The 17,049-nt window shown below is 66.3% G+C and carries 17 protein-coding genes; 10 read left to right on the forward strand and 7 right to left on the reverse strand.

The features are described 5' to 3' along the window. Nucleotides 1–107 precede the first annotated feature (107 nt). Nucleotides 108–1,133 carry a histone deacetylase family protein gene (locus KVT32_RS18685; RefSeq protein WP_152385137.1) on the forward strand — a complete coding sequence of 342 codons (1,026 nt, stop codon included), beginning with the start codon at nt 108–110 and terminating at the stop codon, nt 1,131–1,133. 17 nt (nt 1,134–1,150) lie between these two features. On the opposite strand, the gene KVT32_RS18690 is transcribed toward KVT32_RS18685, so the two are convergent. After that, nucleotides 1,151–1,666: a GNAT family N-acetyltransferase gene (locus KVT32_RS18690; RefSeq protein ID WP_152385138.1), complete on the reverse strand. Its 516-nt coding sequence runs from the start codon at nt 1,664–1,666 to the stop codon at nt 1,151–1,153. 171 nt (nt 1,667–1,837) lie between these two features. On the opposite strand from KVT32_RS18690, the gene KVT32_RS18695 reads away from it, so the two are divergent. The 3 genes from KVT32_RS18695 to KVT32_RS18705 all read left to right on the forward strand — a co-directional run bounded on the left by KVT32_RS18695 (nt 1,838) and on the right by KVT32_RS18705 (nt 5,293). Continuing rightward, nucleotides 1,838–2,971 (forward strand): metallophosphoesterase, encoded by a 1,134-nt coding sequence (locus KVT32_RS18695; RefSeq protein ID WP_152385568.1) that lies wholly within the window; start codon nt 1,838–1,840, stop codon nt 2,969–2,971. A 310-nt stretch (nt 2,972–3,281) separates the two neighbouring features. Beyond that, nucleotides 3,282–4,160 carry an RNA ligase family protein gene (locus KVT32_RS18700; protein ID WP_175157053.1) on the forward strand — a complete coding sequence of 293 codons (879 nt, stop codon included), beginning with the start codon at nt 3,282–3,284 and terminating at the stop codon, nt 4,158–4,160. After that, nucleotides 4,157–5,293 carry an AAA family ATPase gene (locus tag KVT32_RS18705; protein ID WP_217618665.1) on the forward strand — a complete coding sequence of 379 codons (1,137 nt, stop codon included), beginning with the start codon at nt 4,157–4,159 and terminating at the stop codon, nt 5,291–5,293. Before KVT32_RS18700 ends, KVT32_RS18705 begins: the two co-directional genes overlap by 4 nt. Before the next feature lie 6 nt (nt 5,294–5,299). On the opposite strand, the gene KVT32_RS18710 is transcribed toward KVT32_RS18705, so the two are convergent. Continuing rightward, entirely contained in the window at nt 5,300–6,199 is a 900-nt protein-coding gene (locus KVT32_RS18710; RefSeq protein WP_254636930.1) for a LysR family transcriptional regulator, read from the reverse strand. A gap of 71 nt (nt 6,200–6,270) precedes the next feature. Between KVT32_RS18710 and KVT32_RS18715 the strand changes: the two genes are divergently transcribed. The 3 genes from KVT32_RS18715 (at nt 6,271) to KVT32_RS18725 (ending at nt 9,039) form a co-directional block, all read left to right on the forward strand. Beyond that, the gene (locus tag KVT32_RS18715) at nt 6,271–7,518 is read left to right on the forward strand and encodes a CaiB/BaiF CoA-transferase family protein (protein ID WP_217618667.1); all 1,248 of its coding nucleotides are present in this window, start codon (nt 6,271–6,273) and stop codon (nt 7,516–7,518) included. Then, on the forward strand, nt 7,515–7,994 hold the full coding sequence (locus KVT32_RS18720) for a MaoC family dehydratase (protein ID WP_217618668.1): 480 nt from the start codon (nt 7,515–7,517) through the stop codon (nt 7,992–7,994). Before KVT32_RS18715 ends, KVT32_RS18720 begins: the two co-directional genes overlap by 4 nt. A gap of 79 nt (nt 7,995–8,073) precedes the next feature. After that, nucleotides 8,074–9,039, forward strand: coding sequence for a tripartite tricarboxylate transporter substrate binding protein (locus KVT32_RS18725; protein ID WP_175236416.1), 966 nt, complete (start codon nt 8,074–8,076; stop codon nt 9,037–9,039). A 75-nt stretch (nt 9,040–9,114) separates the two neighbouring features. Here KVT32_RS18725 and KVT32_RS18730 read toward each other — a convergent pair whose 3' ends face one another. From KVT32_RS18730 to KVT32_RS18750, 5 genes are all read right to left on the reverse strand, one after another. Next, on the reverse strand, nt 9,115–9,489 hold the full coding sequence (locus tag KVT32_RS18730) for a tautomerase family protein (RefSeq protein ID WP_056322842.1): 375 nt from the start codon (nt 9,487–9,489) through the stop codon (nt 9,115–9,117). Between the two features lie 126 nt (nt 9,490–9,615). Further along, on the reverse strand, nt 9,616–10,887 hold the full coding sequence (locus KVT32_RS18735; protein WP_217618669.1) for a glycine betaine/L-proline ABC transporter ATP-binding protein: 1,272 nt from the start codon (nt 10,885–10,887) through the stop codon (nt 9,616–9,618). Further along, nucleotides 10,884–11,741 carry a proline/glycine betaine ABC transporter permease gene (locus tag KVT32_RS18740; RefSeq protein ID WP_175157059.1) on the reverse strand — a complete coding sequence of 286 codons (858 nt, stop codon included), beginning with the start codon at nt 11,739–11,741 and terminating at the stop codon, nt 10,884–10,886. The genes KVT32_RS18735 and KVT32_RS18740 overlap by 4 nt, the downstream gene beginning before the upstream one ends. Nucleotides 11,742–12,033: 292 nt before the next feature. Then, nucleotides 12,034–13,035: an ABC transporter substrate-binding protein gene (locus tag KVT32_RS18745; RefSeq protein WP_056322835.1), complete on the reverse strand. Its 1,002-nt coding sequence runs from the start codon at nt 13,033–13,035 to the stop codon at nt 12,034–12,036. A 499-nt stretch (nt 13,036–13,534) separates the two neighbouring features. Further along, entirely contained in the window at nt 13,535–14,803 is a 1,269-nt protein-coding gene (locus KVT32_RS18750) for a class I SAM-dependent methyltransferase (protein ID WP_217618670.1), read from the reverse strand. A gap of 157 nt (nt 14,804–14,960) precedes the next feature. On the opposite strand from KVT32_RS18750, the gene KVT32_RS18755 reads away from it, so the two are divergent. From KVT32_RS18755 to rpmG, 3 genes are all read left to right on the forward strand, one after another. Next, nucleotides 14,961–16,160 (forward strand): Bcr/CflA family multidrug efflux MFS transporter, encoded by a 1,200-nt coding sequence (locus KVT32_RS18755; RefSeq protein WP_082586282.1) that lies wholly within the window; start codon nt 14,961–14,963, stop codon nt 16,158–16,160. A 300-nt stretch (nt 16,161–16,460) separates the two neighbouring features. Continuing rightward, nucleotides 16,461–16,697, forward strand: coding sequence for a 50S ribosomal protein L28 (gene rpmB, locus KVT32_RS18760; RefSeq protein ID WP_050447723.1), 237 nt, complete (start codon nt 16,461–16,463; stop codon nt 16,695–16,697). Between the two features lie 37 nt (nt 16,698–16,734). After that, the gene (rpmG, locus tag KVT32_RS18765; RefSeq protein WP_003810296.1) at nt 16,735–16,902 is read left to right on the forward strand and encodes a 50S ribosomal protein L33; all 168 of its coding nucleotides are present in this window, start codon (nt 16,735–16,737) and stop codon (nt 16,900–16,902) included. The last annotated feature ends 147 nt before the right edge of the window (nt 16,903–17,049 follow it).

Genomic DNA, 17,049 nt, shown 5'->3' on the forward strand with positions numbered 1-17,049 from the left:
CGGACCGGACGCGGGCACGCGCGGCGCGGGTAATCCCCCATAAGCAGCGCCGCGCCGCTGGATAAGAATTCATGGTTTGCGAGCCAACCCGTCCAGAGGTCCCAGGCATGAAGGCGTTCTTTCACGACGATCAAAAGCTTCACCATCCGCAGACCTATTTTTCGCGCGGCAAGATGCGCACGCCGCAGGAGGTGCCGTCGCGGCTGGACGGCCTGGTGCAGGCGGCGCGCAAGCTGGGCTTCGACGTCCAGGCGCCGGCCGACGACGGGGCGGGCGCGATCGCGGCGGTGCACAGCCTGGATTACCTGCGCTTTTTGCAGGATGCGCATGAAGACTGGATGAAGCTGCCCGGAGACTGGGGCGGCGAGGTCGTGTCGAACGTCTTCGTGCGCGAGCCCAACGCGCTGCGTGGCGTGCTGGCCAAGGCCGGGCGTTACCTGGCCGACGGCAGTTGCCCGGTTGGCCCGAAGACCTGGCATTCGGCCTACTGGTCGGCGCAATGCGCCATCGCCGGCGCCGATGCGCTGCTGGCCGGCGACCGCAGCGCCTACGCCATCTGCCGCCCGCCCGGCCACCATGCGCGGCGCGATGCCGCGGGCGGCTTCTGCTACCTGAACAACGCCGCCATCGCCGCCCAGCGGCTGACCCGCCGGTTTCCCCGCGTCGCCATCCTGGACACCGACATGCACCACGGCCAGGGCATCCAGGAAATCTTCTACGAACGAAGCGACGTGCTGTACGTCTCCATCCACGGCGATCCCGAGAACTTCTACCCTGTGGTGGCGGGCTTCGAGGACGAACGCGGCGCCGGCGCGGGCTATGGCTACAACATCAACCTGCCCATGCCGCACGGCTCGCCGGAATCCGTGTTCTTCGAGCGGCTGTCGCAGGCGCGCCGTGCGATCGCATTGTTCCAGCCCAACGCCCTGGTGCTGTCGCTGGGCTTTGACATTTTCGAGAAGGATCCCCAGGCCATGGTCAGCGTGACGGAAGACGGCTTCGAGCGCCTGGGCCGCGAGGTCGGCGGCCTGAGCCTGCCCACACTGATCGTGCAGGAAGGGGGCTATTACATCGATGGGCTGGAATCGAATGCGACGCGTTTTTTTGCGGGGCTGACGGGCGCTGGGCGCTAGGCGGCTGCCCCGGCCAGTCACGCGCCGCCGGCAACCGGCAGGCGCATCGCCATACGCCGCTGCGCGGGCAGCCCGTGCCGGGCTTCCGCTTGCAGCACCGCGTAAAGCCGCGTTCCGGGCAGCGCGGTCTCCTCGCGAAACCCCAGCCGCGCATACCACGGCGCGTTCCAGGCCAGATCGCGAAAGGTCGTCAGCGTGACCGCGGACAGCCCCGCCGCCGCCGCATGGCCGCACGCGGCCTGCACCAGACGCTGACCGAGCCCCATCCGCTGATGATCTGCATCGACCGCCAGTTCCCACACATGCAGGTCGTCGTCAAAGCGCTCCGCGCCTAGAAATCCGCACACGCGCTCGGCGTCCTGCGCCACCCACGCCGTGCCCTGCGCGATCAGGCGCCGATGCTCGGATTCGGACATGACCGCATCGTCCGCGATCCACGCCAGCCCGGGCGCGGCGCGAAACACTGCCGCCGCGGATCGTTCGATGGCGGGCAAGAGGACGGCATCTTCGGGACGAGCGAAACGGATCGACATGGGGCGCAGGAATCTCCAAATGCAGGCGCCAGCGATTCTACGCCGCGCCATGTTTCAATCCCCTCCGCGCAATCCGTTGTTTAATCGGCGATCCCTCGCGGGACACTTCACCGGGGCGGCTGCAATAGGCTGGCCCCGGCGATTCCAACAACAAGATTCAGGATGTCGCACGTGTTTCATGTCATCACCGCGTTTATCGCGCTCTACGTCATCTGGCGCTTCGTCTGGCGTCTGCGCTGGCCGGCCGCCGGCAAGCTGTTGCTGTCGGCATTGGTGCTGCTTGCCGCCGAACATCACCTCATCACCCGCACCTTCTTCGGCACCATGGCCTCGCCCGAGGTGCCCGCCGCCGTCCTGATGGCGCTGGGCTGGGCGTTTGGCGCGCTGATTCTGCTGGCCGTCTTCCTGTTCGTCTCGGACGTGGCGGGGCTTGCCGTGTCGTTGTTTTCGCGGCGCCGCGGCCGCGCGCTGCTGGGCTGCCCGCGCCTGCGCGCCGTGTCCGCCGTGGCCGCGCTGGCGCTGTCCGCGCTGGGTGTCTGGCAGGCGGTGCGCGTGCCGCAAGTCGAAACCATCGAAGTCGCCCTGCCCAATCTGCCGCGCGCCTACGACGGCTTTCGCATCGTGCATCTGACCGACCTGCACGCCAGCCGCCTGCTGCAACGCGACTGGATGCAGGCCGTCGTGACGCGCGCCAATGCGCTTGAACCGGACCTGACGCTCATCACCGGCGACCTGGTCGACGGCACGCCCGCGGCCCGCGCCGCCGACGTGCAACCGCTGGCCGATCTGCGCGCGCCGCATGGCGTGGTGGCGATCCCCGGCAACCACGAGTATTACGCCGAATACCTGGGCTGGCTGCAGGCCTTCGAGAAGCTGGGCCTGCGCATGCTGCTGAACGAACACATGGTCCTTGACCGCGACGGCCAGCCGCTCGTGCTGGCGGGCATCACCGACAGCGTGGCCGCGCGCGTCGGCCAGCCGCTGCCGGATATCGACGCGGCCATGAAGGGCGTGCCGCCGTCGTCGGCCGTCATCCTGCTGAGCCACCGGCCGGTCGGCGCCAAGCGCCACGCGCAGGCAGGCGCCGGCCTGCAGTTGTCGGGGCACACGCACGGCGGCCAGATCCTGGGTCCGCACTTCATCACGCAACTGGCCAACGAGGGCTACGTGTCCGGCATGTATCAGGTCGGCGGCATGCAGCTTTACGTGAGCAACGGCGCGGGCCTGTGGCCGGGCTTTCCCATCCGGCTCGGACGGCCGTCGGAGATCACGCAGATTGTGCTGCGCGCCGCGCCGCCCGCCTGACGCTGGCGAGCGGGCCCTGTCGGCGGCGCATTGACAAGCGCCGCCGCGCTGACTTAGCATTCGGCCCTGCTTTTTCAACCCCTGCCATTTTCTGGGTGCAACCGTGTCTGCCATTCGTCAATTCGCCTGAACGCCGACGAGTACCGTCCTGGTACCGCGGTCAGCCTGCCCGCATTCGCTGCTCAACGCCATGTCATGAGCACACCCCGCCCGGCAGGCGCGGATCCAGGAAGCGCAACACCACCCCCTCTCTGCTTCCCCTCCCGTAAAGACTGCGTTGTCGGCTTTTCCCATCTGCTGGAGAAGACCCATGACGCTGGATTTCTGCGCCTACGCGCAATCGCTGGACCTGTTCCGATATCCCCGAACGCCCCACCTGGAAGGCTCGCGCCTGCAGGAAGGCGACGAAGGCCACGGCCACGTGCCCTATCGCACGCTGGCGGGCCAGACCCTTGTCGTTGAAGAAAAGCTCGACGGCGCCAACACGGGCATCAGTTTCAGCCCGTCGGGCGAACTGCTGCTGCAATCGCGCGGCCACTATCTGGTGGGCGGCGGGCGCGAACGGCAGTTCAGCTTCATCAAGGCCTGGGCCGCCGCGCATGCGGACTGGCTGCTGGACCGGCTGGAAGACCGCTACGTGATGTACGGCGAAACCCTGTCGAAAAAGCACTCCGTGTTCTACGACGCGCTGCCGCATCACTTCTTTGAATTCGATGTACTGGACCGCCGCACCGGCCAATTCCTGTCGACCGGCGCGCGCCGCGCGCTGCTGGCAGGCGGCCCGGTGCTGTCCGTGCCGGTGCTGTACGAAGGCCCGGCGCCCGCGCGGCTGGCCGATCTGAAGGCCCTGCTAAAGCCTTCGCTGGCCAAGACGGCCGGCTGGCGCGACGCGTTCGAGGCCACCGTGCTGCGCGAAGGCCTGGACCTGGCGCGCGCCTGGAAGCAGTGCGACAAGTCGGATCTGTCCGAAGGCCTCTACATCAAGGCCGAAGCCGACGGCAAGACACTCGCCCGTTACAAGTGGGTGCGCCGCGACTTCGTGCAGGCCATCCTGGATTCGGACATGCACCATTCGGAGCAGCCCTACATCCCCAATCTGCTCGCCGACGGCGTCGACCTGTACGCGCCGCGCCTCGCGGTGGACTGGGACACCTTGCGCGGCGCCACCCGCGCCGGAGAGACATCATGAATTACGAACAGATCCGGGCACTGGTTCCCACGCCCACGCGCGGCGCGGACTATGCCGCGTGCCTGGCGGCCTTTCCCGCGCTGGAGCTGGCCAAGACCACGCCGCAGGACCCGCGCTATCACGGCGAGGGCGACGTATGGACGCACACGCAAATGGTCGTGGACGCGCTGCTCGCGCTGCCGCAGTACCAGGCTGCATCCCGCGCCGACCAGGAGATCGTGTTCCTGGCCGCGCTGCTGCACGATGTGGCCAAGCACAGCACCACGGTGGTCGACCCGGTAACGGGCGCCATCGGCCAGCCCGGCCATTCGCGCAAGGGCGCGATCGATGCGCGCATCGCCTTGTGGGACGCCGGCGTCCCCTTCGCGGTGCGCGAAGCCATCTGCCGGCTGATCGCCACGCACCAGGTGCCGTTTTTTGCGCTGGAAGGCTCGCGCCGCGGCCGCTCGCCCGAATTCATCGTGCGCGAGCTGTCCTGGCAGGTGTCCCTTCCGCTGCTTGCCATGCTGGCCGAGGCCGACATGCGCGGCCGCCTCTGCGCGGACGCGGGCCGCGTGCTGGACAACATCGCCCTCTTTTGCGAACTGGCGCGCGACGAGCAGTGCTTTGGCCAGCCCCGCGTCTTCGCCGACGCGCACACCGCCGTCAGCTATTTCCGCGGCGCGGACGTGCATCCGGACTACGCCTTGTTCCAGGAACCCGGTTCGCGCGTCATCGTGATGTCGGGCCTGCCCGCTTCCGGCAAGAACACCTGGGTGGCAGCGCATCATCCCGATCTGCCGGTGGTGTCGTTCGACGATGCGCGCGAGGAACTGGGGCTGCGGCACGGCAAGAACGAGGGCATGGTGGCGCACCTGGCCGTCGACCGCGCGAAGGCCCTGCTGCGCGCCCGCACGCCCTTTGTGTGGAACGCCACCAACCTCAGCGAACTGATGCGCAAGAAGACGCTGGACCTGCTGTACGCGTATCAGGCCGACGTGGAGCTGGTGTATCTGGAAAAGCCGCGCGCCGAGCTGCTGCGGCGCAATGCCCGGCGCGACACGTCGCTGTCCAACAAGACACTGACCGGCATGCTGCACCGCTGGGACCTGCCGCTGCCGACCGAGGCGCACCGCGTCGTCTACGCGGTGTAGCGCCGGTCAGGCCGGGGCCGGCGCCAGCATGCTTTCCCGCAGCCGCAGCACGGACGCGCAGGAGGTGTCGCGATGCGTCACCAGCGACAGGGACAGCGCGCCCTGCGCGTCCGGGTCGGTCAGCGGCACAAAGGCCACATGCGGCGTCGAATAGGCGCGGGTCACACCGGGCACCAGCGCCACACCCAGGCCGCTGGCGACCAGGCTGACCAGCGTCTGCACCTGGATCGCTTCCTGGCTGATGCGGGGCGAAAACCCCGCCTTGTGGCATAGCGCCAGCGTCACCCCGTTCAGCCCCGGCACCTTGGCCGGCGAATACAGCACGAAGTTCTCGGACCGCATGCGTTCCAGCGCGATCGGGCCGGCGCCGGCCAGCGGATGCCCGGCGGGCACGGCCAGGATCAGGTCGTCGCGCTCGACCACCCACGAATCCAGTTCATTGTCTTCGGCCAGCGGCCCGCGCACCAGGCCGGCGTCAATTTCGTTGGCGCGCAGCATCGCCACCAGGCCGATCGTGCTGTCCTCGCGCAGATCAAGCTGCACGTCCGGGTATTGCGTCCGGAAGGCGGGCAGGCAACGCGGCAGCAGCATGTAGGTGGCCGAGCCCACGAAGCCCAGCCGCAGCGTGCCCCATTCGCCCAGCGCCACCCGGCGGGCGGCCTGGCGCGCCTGGTCGGTATGAAACAGCGCGCGGCGCGCGTCGGCCATCAGCGCGTCGCCCGCTGGCGTCGTCGAGACGCCTTTGGCGCCCCGCACCAGCAGCGGCACGCCCACCGCATGCTCCAGTTTCTGGATCGACACCGACAGCGCCGGCTGCGCGATGTGCAGCGCGTCGGCCGCGCGGCGGTAACTGCCCAGTTCGGCAATCGTGACGAACTGCCGAAGCTGGCGCAAATCTATAGCCATAACAGATTCCGTATCAAGCAATACCGAAGCCATATTAGACGCGTATGTGCGGCGCCGATAGGATTTCCGCCATGACCACGCCTCCCTCCCCGACCGTCTCCGCGCTGGACGGCATCCGCATCCTGGACCTGACCTCCGTCGTGTTCGGCCCCTATGCCTCGCAGATCCTGGCCGACTACGGGGCGGACGTCATCAAGGTCGAAGCGCCCGGCGGCGATTCCACCCGGCACACCGGCCCCGCGCAGGAGGCCGGCCTGTCCGCGATCTTTCTGGGGCTGAACCGCAACAAGCGCAGCATCGTGCTGGACCTGAAGCAGCCGGCCGCGCGCGAGGCGCTGCTGACGCTGGTGGACCAGGCCGACGTGCTGATGCACAGCATGCGGCCGGCCAAGATGGCGGCGCTGGGACTGGACCCCGCCACGCTGTGCGCGCGCCATCCGCGGCTGGTGTATGCCGGCCTGTATGGTTTTGGCGAAGGCGGCGCCTATGACGGCCGTCCGGCCTACGACGACATCATCCAGGGCCTGTCCGGATTTGCCGACCTGGTGGGCCGCCAGACCGGCGCGCCGCGCTACCTGCCCACCGTCGCGGCCGACAAGACTTGCGGCCTGATCGCCGCGCACGCCATCCTGGCCGCGTTGTTCCAGCGCGAGCGCACGGGCCGCGGCCAGCAGCTGGAGGTGCCCATGTTCGAAAGCATGGCGTCGTTTGCGCTGGTGGAGCATTACTACGGCCGCCATCTGGCCGATGCGCCCGGCCCGGCCGGTTATCCGCGGGTGCTGACGCCGTGGCGCCGGCCCTGCCAGACCGCCGATGGACACGTCTGCCTGATGCCCTATACGGACGCCCATTGGCGCGATTTTTTCAACGCCGCAGGCCGCCCCGACCTGGCGCGGGACGCGCGCTTTGCCGACATCTCGGCGCGCACCCGGCACATAGAGACGCTGTACGAACTGCAGGCCGGCATCGTCGCGGCCCACGACACGGCGTACTGGCTTGCCCTGTGCGAGCGGCTGGAGATTCCGGCCGCGCCCGTGAACCGGCTGGAAGACCTGGAGACCGATCCGCACCTGGAGAGCGTCGGCTTCTTCGTGCCGCTGCAAAGCGCGTCCGGCAGCCAATACCGCTTTCCCCGCAACCCGGTGCGCCTGCAGCAATCCAGCGTGCCGCCCGCCATGCCGCCGCGCCTGGGCGAGCACACCCACGAAGTGCTGCGCCAGGCCGGCCTTGCACCGGCCGCCATCGACGCCCTGCTGCAAGCGGGCGCCGCCGGCCAAGCGCCCTCCCCCTCTTCCGACAACGCCAAGGACACCGCATGACCCAAGACCGCAACGCCGCGCCCGCCGCCCAACTGGGCCAGGGCTACTACTGGCAGGACCTTACCGTCGGCCAGCGCTTCCAGACGTTTCGCCGCACGGTCACCGAAACCGACATCGTCAACTTCATCAGCGTCACGGGCATGCTGGAGACCATCTTCATCGACGCCACCTACAGCCACGGCGCGATAAAGGGCCGACCCGCCCCCGGCGCGCTGACCTACGGCCTGATCGAAGGGCTGATCATGCAGGGCATGGTGCAGGGAACGGGCCTGGCTCTGCTGGAAGTCCACAAGAAAATGATCGCGCCCGTGGTGGCCGGCGACACGGTCTGGGCCGAGATCGAAGTGACCGGCGTGCGCCCCACCTCGCAGCACAACCGCGCGGTGGTCACGTCCGCGATCGACGTCCGCAACCAGCATGGCAAGCCGGTGATGGCCTACACGGCCGTGCGCATGCTGGCCGGCAGACCCGGCTGAATGCCCCTCGGCGGCACGCGTCCCGCCAGAGGACGCGGCCGCCAGTTCGCAGTACCCATAACAGCACAAGGAGACAACCATGAAAAAAGCAATGCTGGCCGCGACGCTGGCCATTCTGGCGCTGGGAGGCGCCGCAAGCGCCCAGGCCGCATGGCCCGACCGCCCGATCACGATGGTGGTGCCCTTCCCGCCCGGCGGGCCGACCGACCTGGTGGCGCGGGTGCTGGCCAAACAGCTCACCGACCAGCTCGGCCAGACCGTCGTCGTCGAAAACAAGGGCGGCGCCAACGGCAACATCGGCATGCAATACGCGGCCGCGGCCAAGCCAGACGGCTACACGGTGCTGTACAACACCTCGTCCATTGCGCTCAGCCCCAACCTGTACCGCTCGCTGGCGTTCGACCCGGTCAAGGACTTTGCGCCCGTCTCCAGCACGGCCGTCATTCCACTCGTCCTCCTGGTGCATCCCTCGGTCCCCGCCGACACCGCGTCCGCGTTTGTCGACTACGCCCGCAAGCATCCTGGCAAGCTGTCGTATGGATCGGCGGGCGCGGGCAACGTCACGCACCTGGGCGCGTTGCTGCTCCTCAAGTCGCTGAACATCGACGCGGTCCACGTGCCCTATCGCGGCAGCGCTCCGGCCATGACCGATCTGGTCGGCGGCCAGGTCCAGGTGATGACCAACACGCTGAACGACTCGCTGGGATTCATCCGCGAAGGCAAGCTGCGCGCCCTGGCAGTGACCAGCGAGACCCGCAGCGACCAGTTGCCCAACGTGCCCACGGTGGCGGAAACGGTGGCGCCGGGCTTTGGCATGGGCGCCTGGCAAGGCGTCGTCGTGCCGGCAGGCACGCCCGCGCCCATCATCGACAAGCTGAACGCCGAGATCCTGCGCGCGCTCAAATCCCCGGAAATGCAGAAGCAGCTCAAGGTGCAGGGCGCGCAGGCGCTGGGGTCGACACCGCAGGAATACGCCGCCTACATCAAGAGCGAGATCGCGCGGTGGGGCGAGGTAGTGAAGGCGGCAAACGTGAAGCTGGACTGACTGCGCAGCCCACGTATCGCCCAAACGGAAACGCCCGCGGCAAGCGGGCGTCTTCTGTTCTGCCGGCGGAACGGATCAGCGTCCGGCGGCCTTGGCGCTCAGTCCATTGGCCACGCCCATGTCCGTCTTAGGCACGTCGCGCAGGATCACGCGCACGTCTTCGCCCGACATGTCGAGGCTGGCGCACACGGCCTGATTCAGCGCCGCGATCAGCGCGGCCTTCTTGGCCTCGTCGCGCCCTTCGATCAGGTCCACGTCCACGCGCGCCATGCGCTTGCCGATCTCGCCCGCCACGATCACGTGTTCGGCCGGGATTTCGTGCAGCACGGCGCGCACGCTGGGCACCGGGGCCGCGATGCTTTCGACCACCGCGTTGGACGCCGCCTTCAACAGGGCGGCTTTCTGGGCGGCCGAGTGGCCTTGCATGATCTGGACGTTCAAGAGGGGCATGACAGGTTCCGAGGGTGCATGACGAGGAAAGCCGGCCAAACCGGCCGGCAAGCCATCATATCGTGACTGCGCCCGCGTGCAAGCGGGTGCACGCGGGCGCATGGGGTCATGCCGACGATGCGGGGATCAGGCGGCGGCCTTGCCCTCGCTTTCCTGCTCGGGCTGGGCCGTCAACGCAGCCGCATCGGGCGTGGCGGCGGTGTCGCCCGCCACCTGCGTCTCGGTCAGGGCCGGGGTCACCAGCTCCACGACCTTCTTGCGCGACAGCATGCCCAGGAACTCGTCGTCCTCGCCCGTCACGGCCACCGGCTGGTCGCTGTGCACCAATTGCGCCAGCACCTCGCCCAGGCCAGCCGTGGCCGGCACCGACGCCAGGTCCTCGACGAAGCGGGACACGTCGCGCACGCCTTCCTGCATCGCCTTCTCGGCGGCCTCGGCGGTCAGCACGCCAGCCAGACGCTTGCCATCCAGCACCGGCGCGTACTCGTAGTTCAGCGCCTTCATGCGGTCCACGGCGTGCGCCGGGCGCGAGCGCATCGTCAGCGTCAGGCGCGCCGGATTCACGGCGTGCGTGGCGTTGAGCACCTTGGTGCGGTTCACGTCCTGCAGGAACGACTGCACGTAATCGTTGGCCGGGTTCAGCAGGATGTCTTCCGGCGTGCCCTCCTGCACCAGTTCGCCGTCCTTCAGGATGGCGATGCGGTTGCCCAGGCGCAGCGCTTCGTCCAGATCGTGCGTGATGAAGACGATGGTCTTGTTCAGCTTGGCCTGAAGCTGCAGGAGCTGATCCTGCATTTCGCGGCGAATCAGCGGATCCAGCGCGGAAAACGCTTCGTCCATCAGCAGGATCTCGGCATCGGTGGCCAGCGCGCGCGCCAGGCCGACACGCTGCTGCATGCCGCCCGACAGTTGATGCGGATACTGGTTCTCGAAGCCCGACAGGCCCACCTGTTCAAGCCATTCGCGGGCGCGCTTCTCGCGTTCGGCCTTGCCAACGCCTTGCACGGTCAGGCCGTACGCGGCGTTGTCCAGCACGGTGCGGTGCGGAAACAGGCCAAAGCGCTGGAACACCATGCTCATCTTCTTTTGGCGGAAGATTTCCAGGTCGCGCTTGTTCAGGCTGACCACGTCCACGCCGTCGACCAGGATGTGTCCCGAGCTGGGCTCGATCAGGCGGTTGAAGTGGCGGATCAGCGTGGACTTGCCCGACCCGGACAGCCCCATGATGACGTAGATGCTGCCTTCTTCAATGGACAGGCTGATGTCGCGCAGGCCGAGCGTGTGGCCGCTCTTGGCCAGCAGCTCTTCCTTGCTCATGCCGCCCTGCGCGGCTTGCAGCCATTTCTTCGGATGCGCACCGAAAATCTTGTAGATGTTCTTGACTTCGATCTTGCTCATCGCTGGCCTCCCGTGCGCATGCGCTGTCCATACGATTGCGTGATCCGGTCGAACAGCACGGCCAGCACCACGATACCCAGGCCGGCGAGCAGGCCCCGGCCCACTTCCAGGCGGTTGATGCCCAGAAGCACTTCATAACCCAGGCCGCGCGCGCCGATCATCGACGCAATCACCACCATCGACAGCGCCATCATCGTGGTCTGGTTGATGCCGGCCATGATGTTGGGTAGCGCCAGCGGCAACTGCACGCCGAACAGCTGCTGGCGCGGGTTGGCGCCAAAGGCGCGCGACGCTTCCAGCACTTCGCGGTCGACCAGGCGGATGCCCAGGTCGGTCAGGCGGATGAGCGGCGGCACGGCGTAGATGACGGTTGCGATGATGGCGGGAATCTTGCCCAGGCCGAACAGCATCACGACAGGAATCAGATACACGAAACTGGGCATCGTCTGCATCACGTCCAGCACGGGCAGCATGCCCGAGCGCAGCCAGTTCACCCGTGCCATCAGCACGCCCAGCGGAATGCCGATCAGCACCGACAGGCCGGCGGCCATGATCATCAGCGCCAGCGTCTGCATGCCGGCGTCCCACAAGCCCAGCACCCCGATGACGCACAGCAGCGCGCCCATCGCCAGGCTCAGGCCGATGCGGCGGCTCACGCCGTAGGCGATCGCGATGGTCACCGCGACCACCGCCCACCAGGGCGAATTGCGCAGCAGTTGCTCCAGCCACACCAACGCGTGCAGCACGGGCTGGGACATCTTTTCCAGCGTGTCCGCGTAGTTGGTGACCAGGTGATCGACGAAACCGTCGATCGCCCCCCGTACCTGACGGGCGGGAATAAGTTCAGGAAACATACATTCGACTCCATTCTGGCGCGCTCGCCGCCCGTGTCGCCACCGGGCACGCTGGCGCAGGACAAGACATCGAGACTGAGACTGGCGCCAGGCACCCGGAAGGACCGCTGATTGCGCAAATCCATTCCGCATCGGTGCCCGGCACCGGAATCACTGCCACCGCGGGTGGCGGCACAAGCACGCTTGCCGGGCCGGACGCATGCGCCCGGCCGGCGGCCATCCCGGCAAAGAGTTCCGGCCCCTTGACGGACCGGTACGCGCCACCGCGGCGCGCAGCCAGGATCACAGTGCTTTACAGCGCGCTTTGGACGCGCCCGGCGACGTCGGCGGGGACCCACTTGGTCCAGACGTCGGGTTTGTTCTTCAGGAACCACTTGGCCACGGCGTTGGACTCATCGCCGGACTCTTCCATGTGGGCCAGGGTTTCATTGATGACCGGCAGCGGCACCGAAACCTTGGACAGGAATTCGGTCAGCTTGGGCGCATCTTCGGAGAACTTGGTGTTCACCGCGGTAAAGACAGGGTTGTCGGGGTAGGCGCTGGGCTCGGGCTTGGCGCACTTGGGCGACGTCAGGCACTTGTGCTTTTCAGCATCGTAGGCCGGCAGGTCCAGCTTGACCAGATCCATGGCGCCGACCAGCGGCGTGGGCGACCAGTAATAGAAGACCACGTTCTGCTTGCGCTTGTAGGCCGACATCAGGGCCGCCTTCTGCGCCGCGCCCGTGCCGGGCGAGTACAGCGTGTAGGTGTCGTCCAGCTTCAAGGCGTGGAACAGGTTGTTGCTGGTGACTTCGCAACCCCAGCCGGCCGGGCAGCCATAGAAACGGCCCTTGCCGGGTTCTTCCGGATCCTTGAATTCATCCTTGAACTTGGGCAGGTCCGCCGCCGACTTCAGCTCGGGCAGACGCTCGGCCGTGTACTTGGGGATGTACCAGCCTTCGGCGCCCATGTACAGGTCGCCAATGCGCTTGACCTTGCCGGTCTTCTCGGCGCGGGCCCAGGGATCGGCCACGCTGTTCAGCCAGATCTCGGTGTTGATGTCCAGATCGCCGCGCTCAAGGGCGGCCAGGGCGGGCAAGGTCTCGGTGGGCAGGGTTTCGGTCTTGCAACCGTAGCCCTTTTCCATGATGAATCGCTCGACGTCGACCAGGACCAGGTTGGATTCCCAGTTCATGGCGCCGAACGTGACCGGACGCTTGAGTTCACATTGCGGGGCGTCGGCGGCTTGAGCCGAACCAGCAAACGCAAACAAAACGGCCGCGGCGGCCAGGGACTTGACAGGGGTAAAACGCATTGGCTTTTGCCTCCATAGGTTCAGGCACTCACGCCAGGATGAAAGCCTGGGGCGGCACCGTGGAGCTAAGGGGGTTGTGCGGAAGACGGGCTGAACCGCCAATACAAACCGACACTAGCAACAAGACTGCCCGCGAGGGATGCGGCGTCTTGCAAGACAGGGAGCTTCAAAAACGGGTTTTTGAATACTCACAGAAAGAGAACAAACTGAACGAAGAAGGCAGCATCTTAAACGAAATTGCTGCGCCGCCCAACCCCAGGGGTGAATGAAACAGATACATTCGCGGCCAAATTGCTCCGGGAAAACCCCAGTAGATCAGGGGGAAACGGCGGATTTCTCCTAGGGAGATCAAACCCGAAAAGGCAGATACATTTAGTTAATATTATGTGCCTATTAATACGTTCAGCGCGTTCCAGAGTGCACTGCAACACGGCAATTGGTTCCAGAAATCGCGAACATTCATTAAATTAAGAGGGTTCCAATTGACACCGGTGGCCCCTCACTCTCCGGACCGCGATCCATACATATAGTCCCGCCGCCACGGATAAGACAGATCCGCAGGCCCATCCAGTTCGTCCGCGCGGCCCGACGCCGGATGCTGGACAAGAATCTGATGCAGTGCGATCCACCCATGCTCGAAGGCCATGGCGCACCCGGCCAGATACAGCCGGTAAGCGCGCAGCGACCGCTCGCCCTGGTCCCCACCCAGAATGCGGGCCGCTTCGGGCAAGCGCGCCTCCAGTCCATCGCTCCAGGCCCAGAGCGTGCGCGCATAGTGCGGCCGCAGGTTCTCCACGTCCAGGTCTTCCAGTCCGCCATTGGCCAGCGCCTGCATCACCACGCTGACGTGCGTCAGCTCCCCGCCCGGGAAGATGTACTTCTCGATGAACTCGCCCATCCCGTTGCCCAGCTCGGCGTTGTACACGCCGGCCGCCGTGATGCCGTGATTCATGATCAGCCCGCCCGGCCTGAGCAGGCGCCGCAGCTTGGCGAAGTAGCTTTCCAGCTGCGCGCGCCCCACGTGCTCGAACATGCCGACCGATGCGATCTTGTCGTAGGGCTGCGATTCGTCCAGTTGGCGGTAATCCAGCAGCATCATGCGGACCCGCCCGGACAGCCCCTTCTCTTCGATCAGCCGGCTGACGTGCGCATGCTGGTTGCGTGACAGCGTGATGCCGGTGGCGTCGACGCCATAATTTTCGGCGGCCCACAGCAGCAGGCCGCCCCACCCCGCGCCCACGTCCAGGAACCGCTCGCCGGCCGACAGACGCAGCTTGCGGCAAATGTGATCGAGCTTGGCCTCCTGCGCCTGCGCCAGCGTCATGCCTGGCTCGCGGTAGTAGGCGCACGAATAGACGCGGCGCGGATCCAGCCACAGTGCGTAGAAGTCGTCGGACAGGTCGTAGTGGAACTGAATCTGTTTGGCGTCGCGCTCGACCGAATGCCGCCATACCGACATCACCTTGCGCACCAGCTCGGTCAGCCATCCGCCCCGCGCGGCGTCCATCGGCGAACCGGGCAGAAGCTTGGCCGCGGCCGCCATGACGTCGCGCATGCGCCCTTCGATATCGATGCGGCCTTCGACGTAATCCTGGCCCAGCACGCCGACGGCCCCTTCGGCAAGATGGGCCAGCGCGCTCTTGTCGTGCGTCACGAACCGCACGCGGGGGGCCGGCGCGCCGAGCACGGCGCCATCGGGCAGCACGAGCTGCACAGGGACAGGCAGGGCCTGAAGTTTGCGTTCCACGACAGATAGCAAAGGATTCACGGCTTCTCCTCCGGATGCGTAGCGGCGCCAGGGACGCTTTCGGAAAGCACCCGCAATTTTCCTGTAAGCCCGCCCATGATAAAGTCCCCGGCTTGGCGCGGCCAGTGCAGCCCCTGCACCGCCACGCGCCCTGTCCCTGCGCTTCATCGCGATCTACATGCCCCCATCACAGACATCCCGCAGCAGCCTGCCCGGTTGGCTCATCCTCATGGGCGCGCTGACGGCCATCGGCCCGTTCGCCATCGATATGTACTTGCCCGCGTTCCCCACGATCGCGGCCAATCTCGGTGTCTCCCGCGGCGATGTCGAGCGCACGCTGGCGGCGTACCTGATCGGCCTGGCGATGGCGCAGGTGTTCTACGGCCCGATGGCCGACCGCTTCGGCCGCAAGCCGCCGCTGCTGGTGGGCCTGACCCTGTTCATGATCGCCTCGCTGGGGTGCGCGCTGTCGGGATCGGTCGAAGCCCTGACCGGCTGGCGCGTCGTGCAGGCAATGGGTGGCGCGGCCGGCATCGTGATTCCACGCGCGGTCATCCGCGACCACTACGAGACCCACGAGGCGGCGCGCGCCATGTCGCTGCTGATGCTCATCATGGGCCTGGCGCCGATCCTCGCGCCGCTGATCGGGGGCCAGTTGCTGGCCATCACCTCGTGGCGCAGCCTCTTCTGGGTGATGCTCGCGGGCGGCGCGATGCTGATGACGGCCGTCATCCTCATCATGAAGGAATCGCTCACGCCCGAGCGCGTGGTGCCGCTGCGCTGGAGCACCATCCTGCAGAACTATCGCGGCCTGTTTGCGCACCGCGGCTTCATGTCGCACAGCCTGGCGGGCGGTTTTGGCCAGGCCGGCATGTTCGCCTACATCATCGGCTCGCCCCGCGTCTTCATCGAACTCTACGGCGTGCCGCCGCAATACTACGGCCTGCTGTTCGGCACCAATGCGCTGTCGCTCATCATCTGCTCGCAGATCAGCGCGCGGCTGCTGCGCACCTACACCCCGCGCCAGCTGCAAAGCCGCGCGCTGGTCACGCTGGCCTGCGCCAGCCTCGCCGCCGTCGCGCTGACGCTGGCCGGGTTGCTGACGCTGCCGCTGCTGATGTTGTGCCTGATCTGCTACATGGGCAGCCAGGGCTTCGTGAACCCCAACTCGGCGGCGCTTGCGCTGGCGGACCAGGGCAAGCGGCTGGGTGCGGCGTCCGCGCTATTGGGGACACTTCAGTTGTCGTGCGGCGCCCTCGCGGGTTTCGCGGTCAGTGCCTGGCAATCCGACACCGCCCTGCCGCTGACCACCACCCTGGCGGCCTGCGCATGCCTGTCCTGGACGGCCGGGCGTGTGGCGCGTTCGCACACCGCGTAGCCCTGCAGCTTGATTTACTTAAGATTTTCGTATTAGAATCGCGGTCTTCACATGAAGTTTCCCGTGCAGGACTACTATGCTTTGTAGTTCAGCACTCTGACCCCCAACCGCGTGTTGTGAATGCAAGCGGGCGGCAGGCAGCGGGTATAAGCACTGGGGTGAAATCACTTTCCCCCTCATCCACTAAGACTGGGTGGCCGGCCAAGGCAGCGTACAGCAGCCTTCACAGCCCGGCGGCTAAACCCCCGTCTACTCCCCCGAAGCGATGCGCGGCAAGAACGACACTAAAGAGGTGCATCCATGGCACGCGTATGCCAAGTGACCGGCAAAGGCCCGATGGTGGGCAACAATGTTTCGCACGCAAACAACAAGACCAAGCGTCGCTTCCTGCCCAACCTGCAATCGCGCCGGTTCTGGGTTGAAAGCGAAAACCGCTGGGTTCGCCTGCGTGTTTCTGCCAAGGCCATCCGCACGATCGACAAGAACGGCATCGAAGCCGTGCTGGCCGAAATGCGTGCCCGCGGCGAAATGGCCTAATCGGCCGCCCCGCCAATCTACATACTAGGAGCACGACATGGCCAAAGGTATCCGCGAAAAGATCAAGCTCGAGTCGACCGCCGGCACGGGTCATTTCTACACGACCACCAAGAACAAGCGCAACATGCCCGAGAAGATGCTGATCAAGAAATTTGATCCGGTCGCTCGCAAGCACGTCGACTACAAGGAAACCAAGCTGAAGTAATTCAGCCGGTATCCCGCAAAAAAGGCCCTGTCATGCAGGGCCTTTTTTATTGCCGGCCATTTTTATTGCCGTGACCCGTCCTGGAATTGGTTGACACCTTTTTGAGAGAAAAAAGGAGAGTCAATTGGAATCAAGGATCAAGCGAAC

Origin of the sequence: Achromobacter sp. GbtcB20, assembly GCF_019091095.1 — a bacterium.
In the GTDB taxonomy this organism is placed as follows: Bacteria; Pseudomonadota; Gammaproteobacteria; order Burkholderiales; family Burkholderiaceae_B; genus Achromobacter; species Achromobacter mucicolens.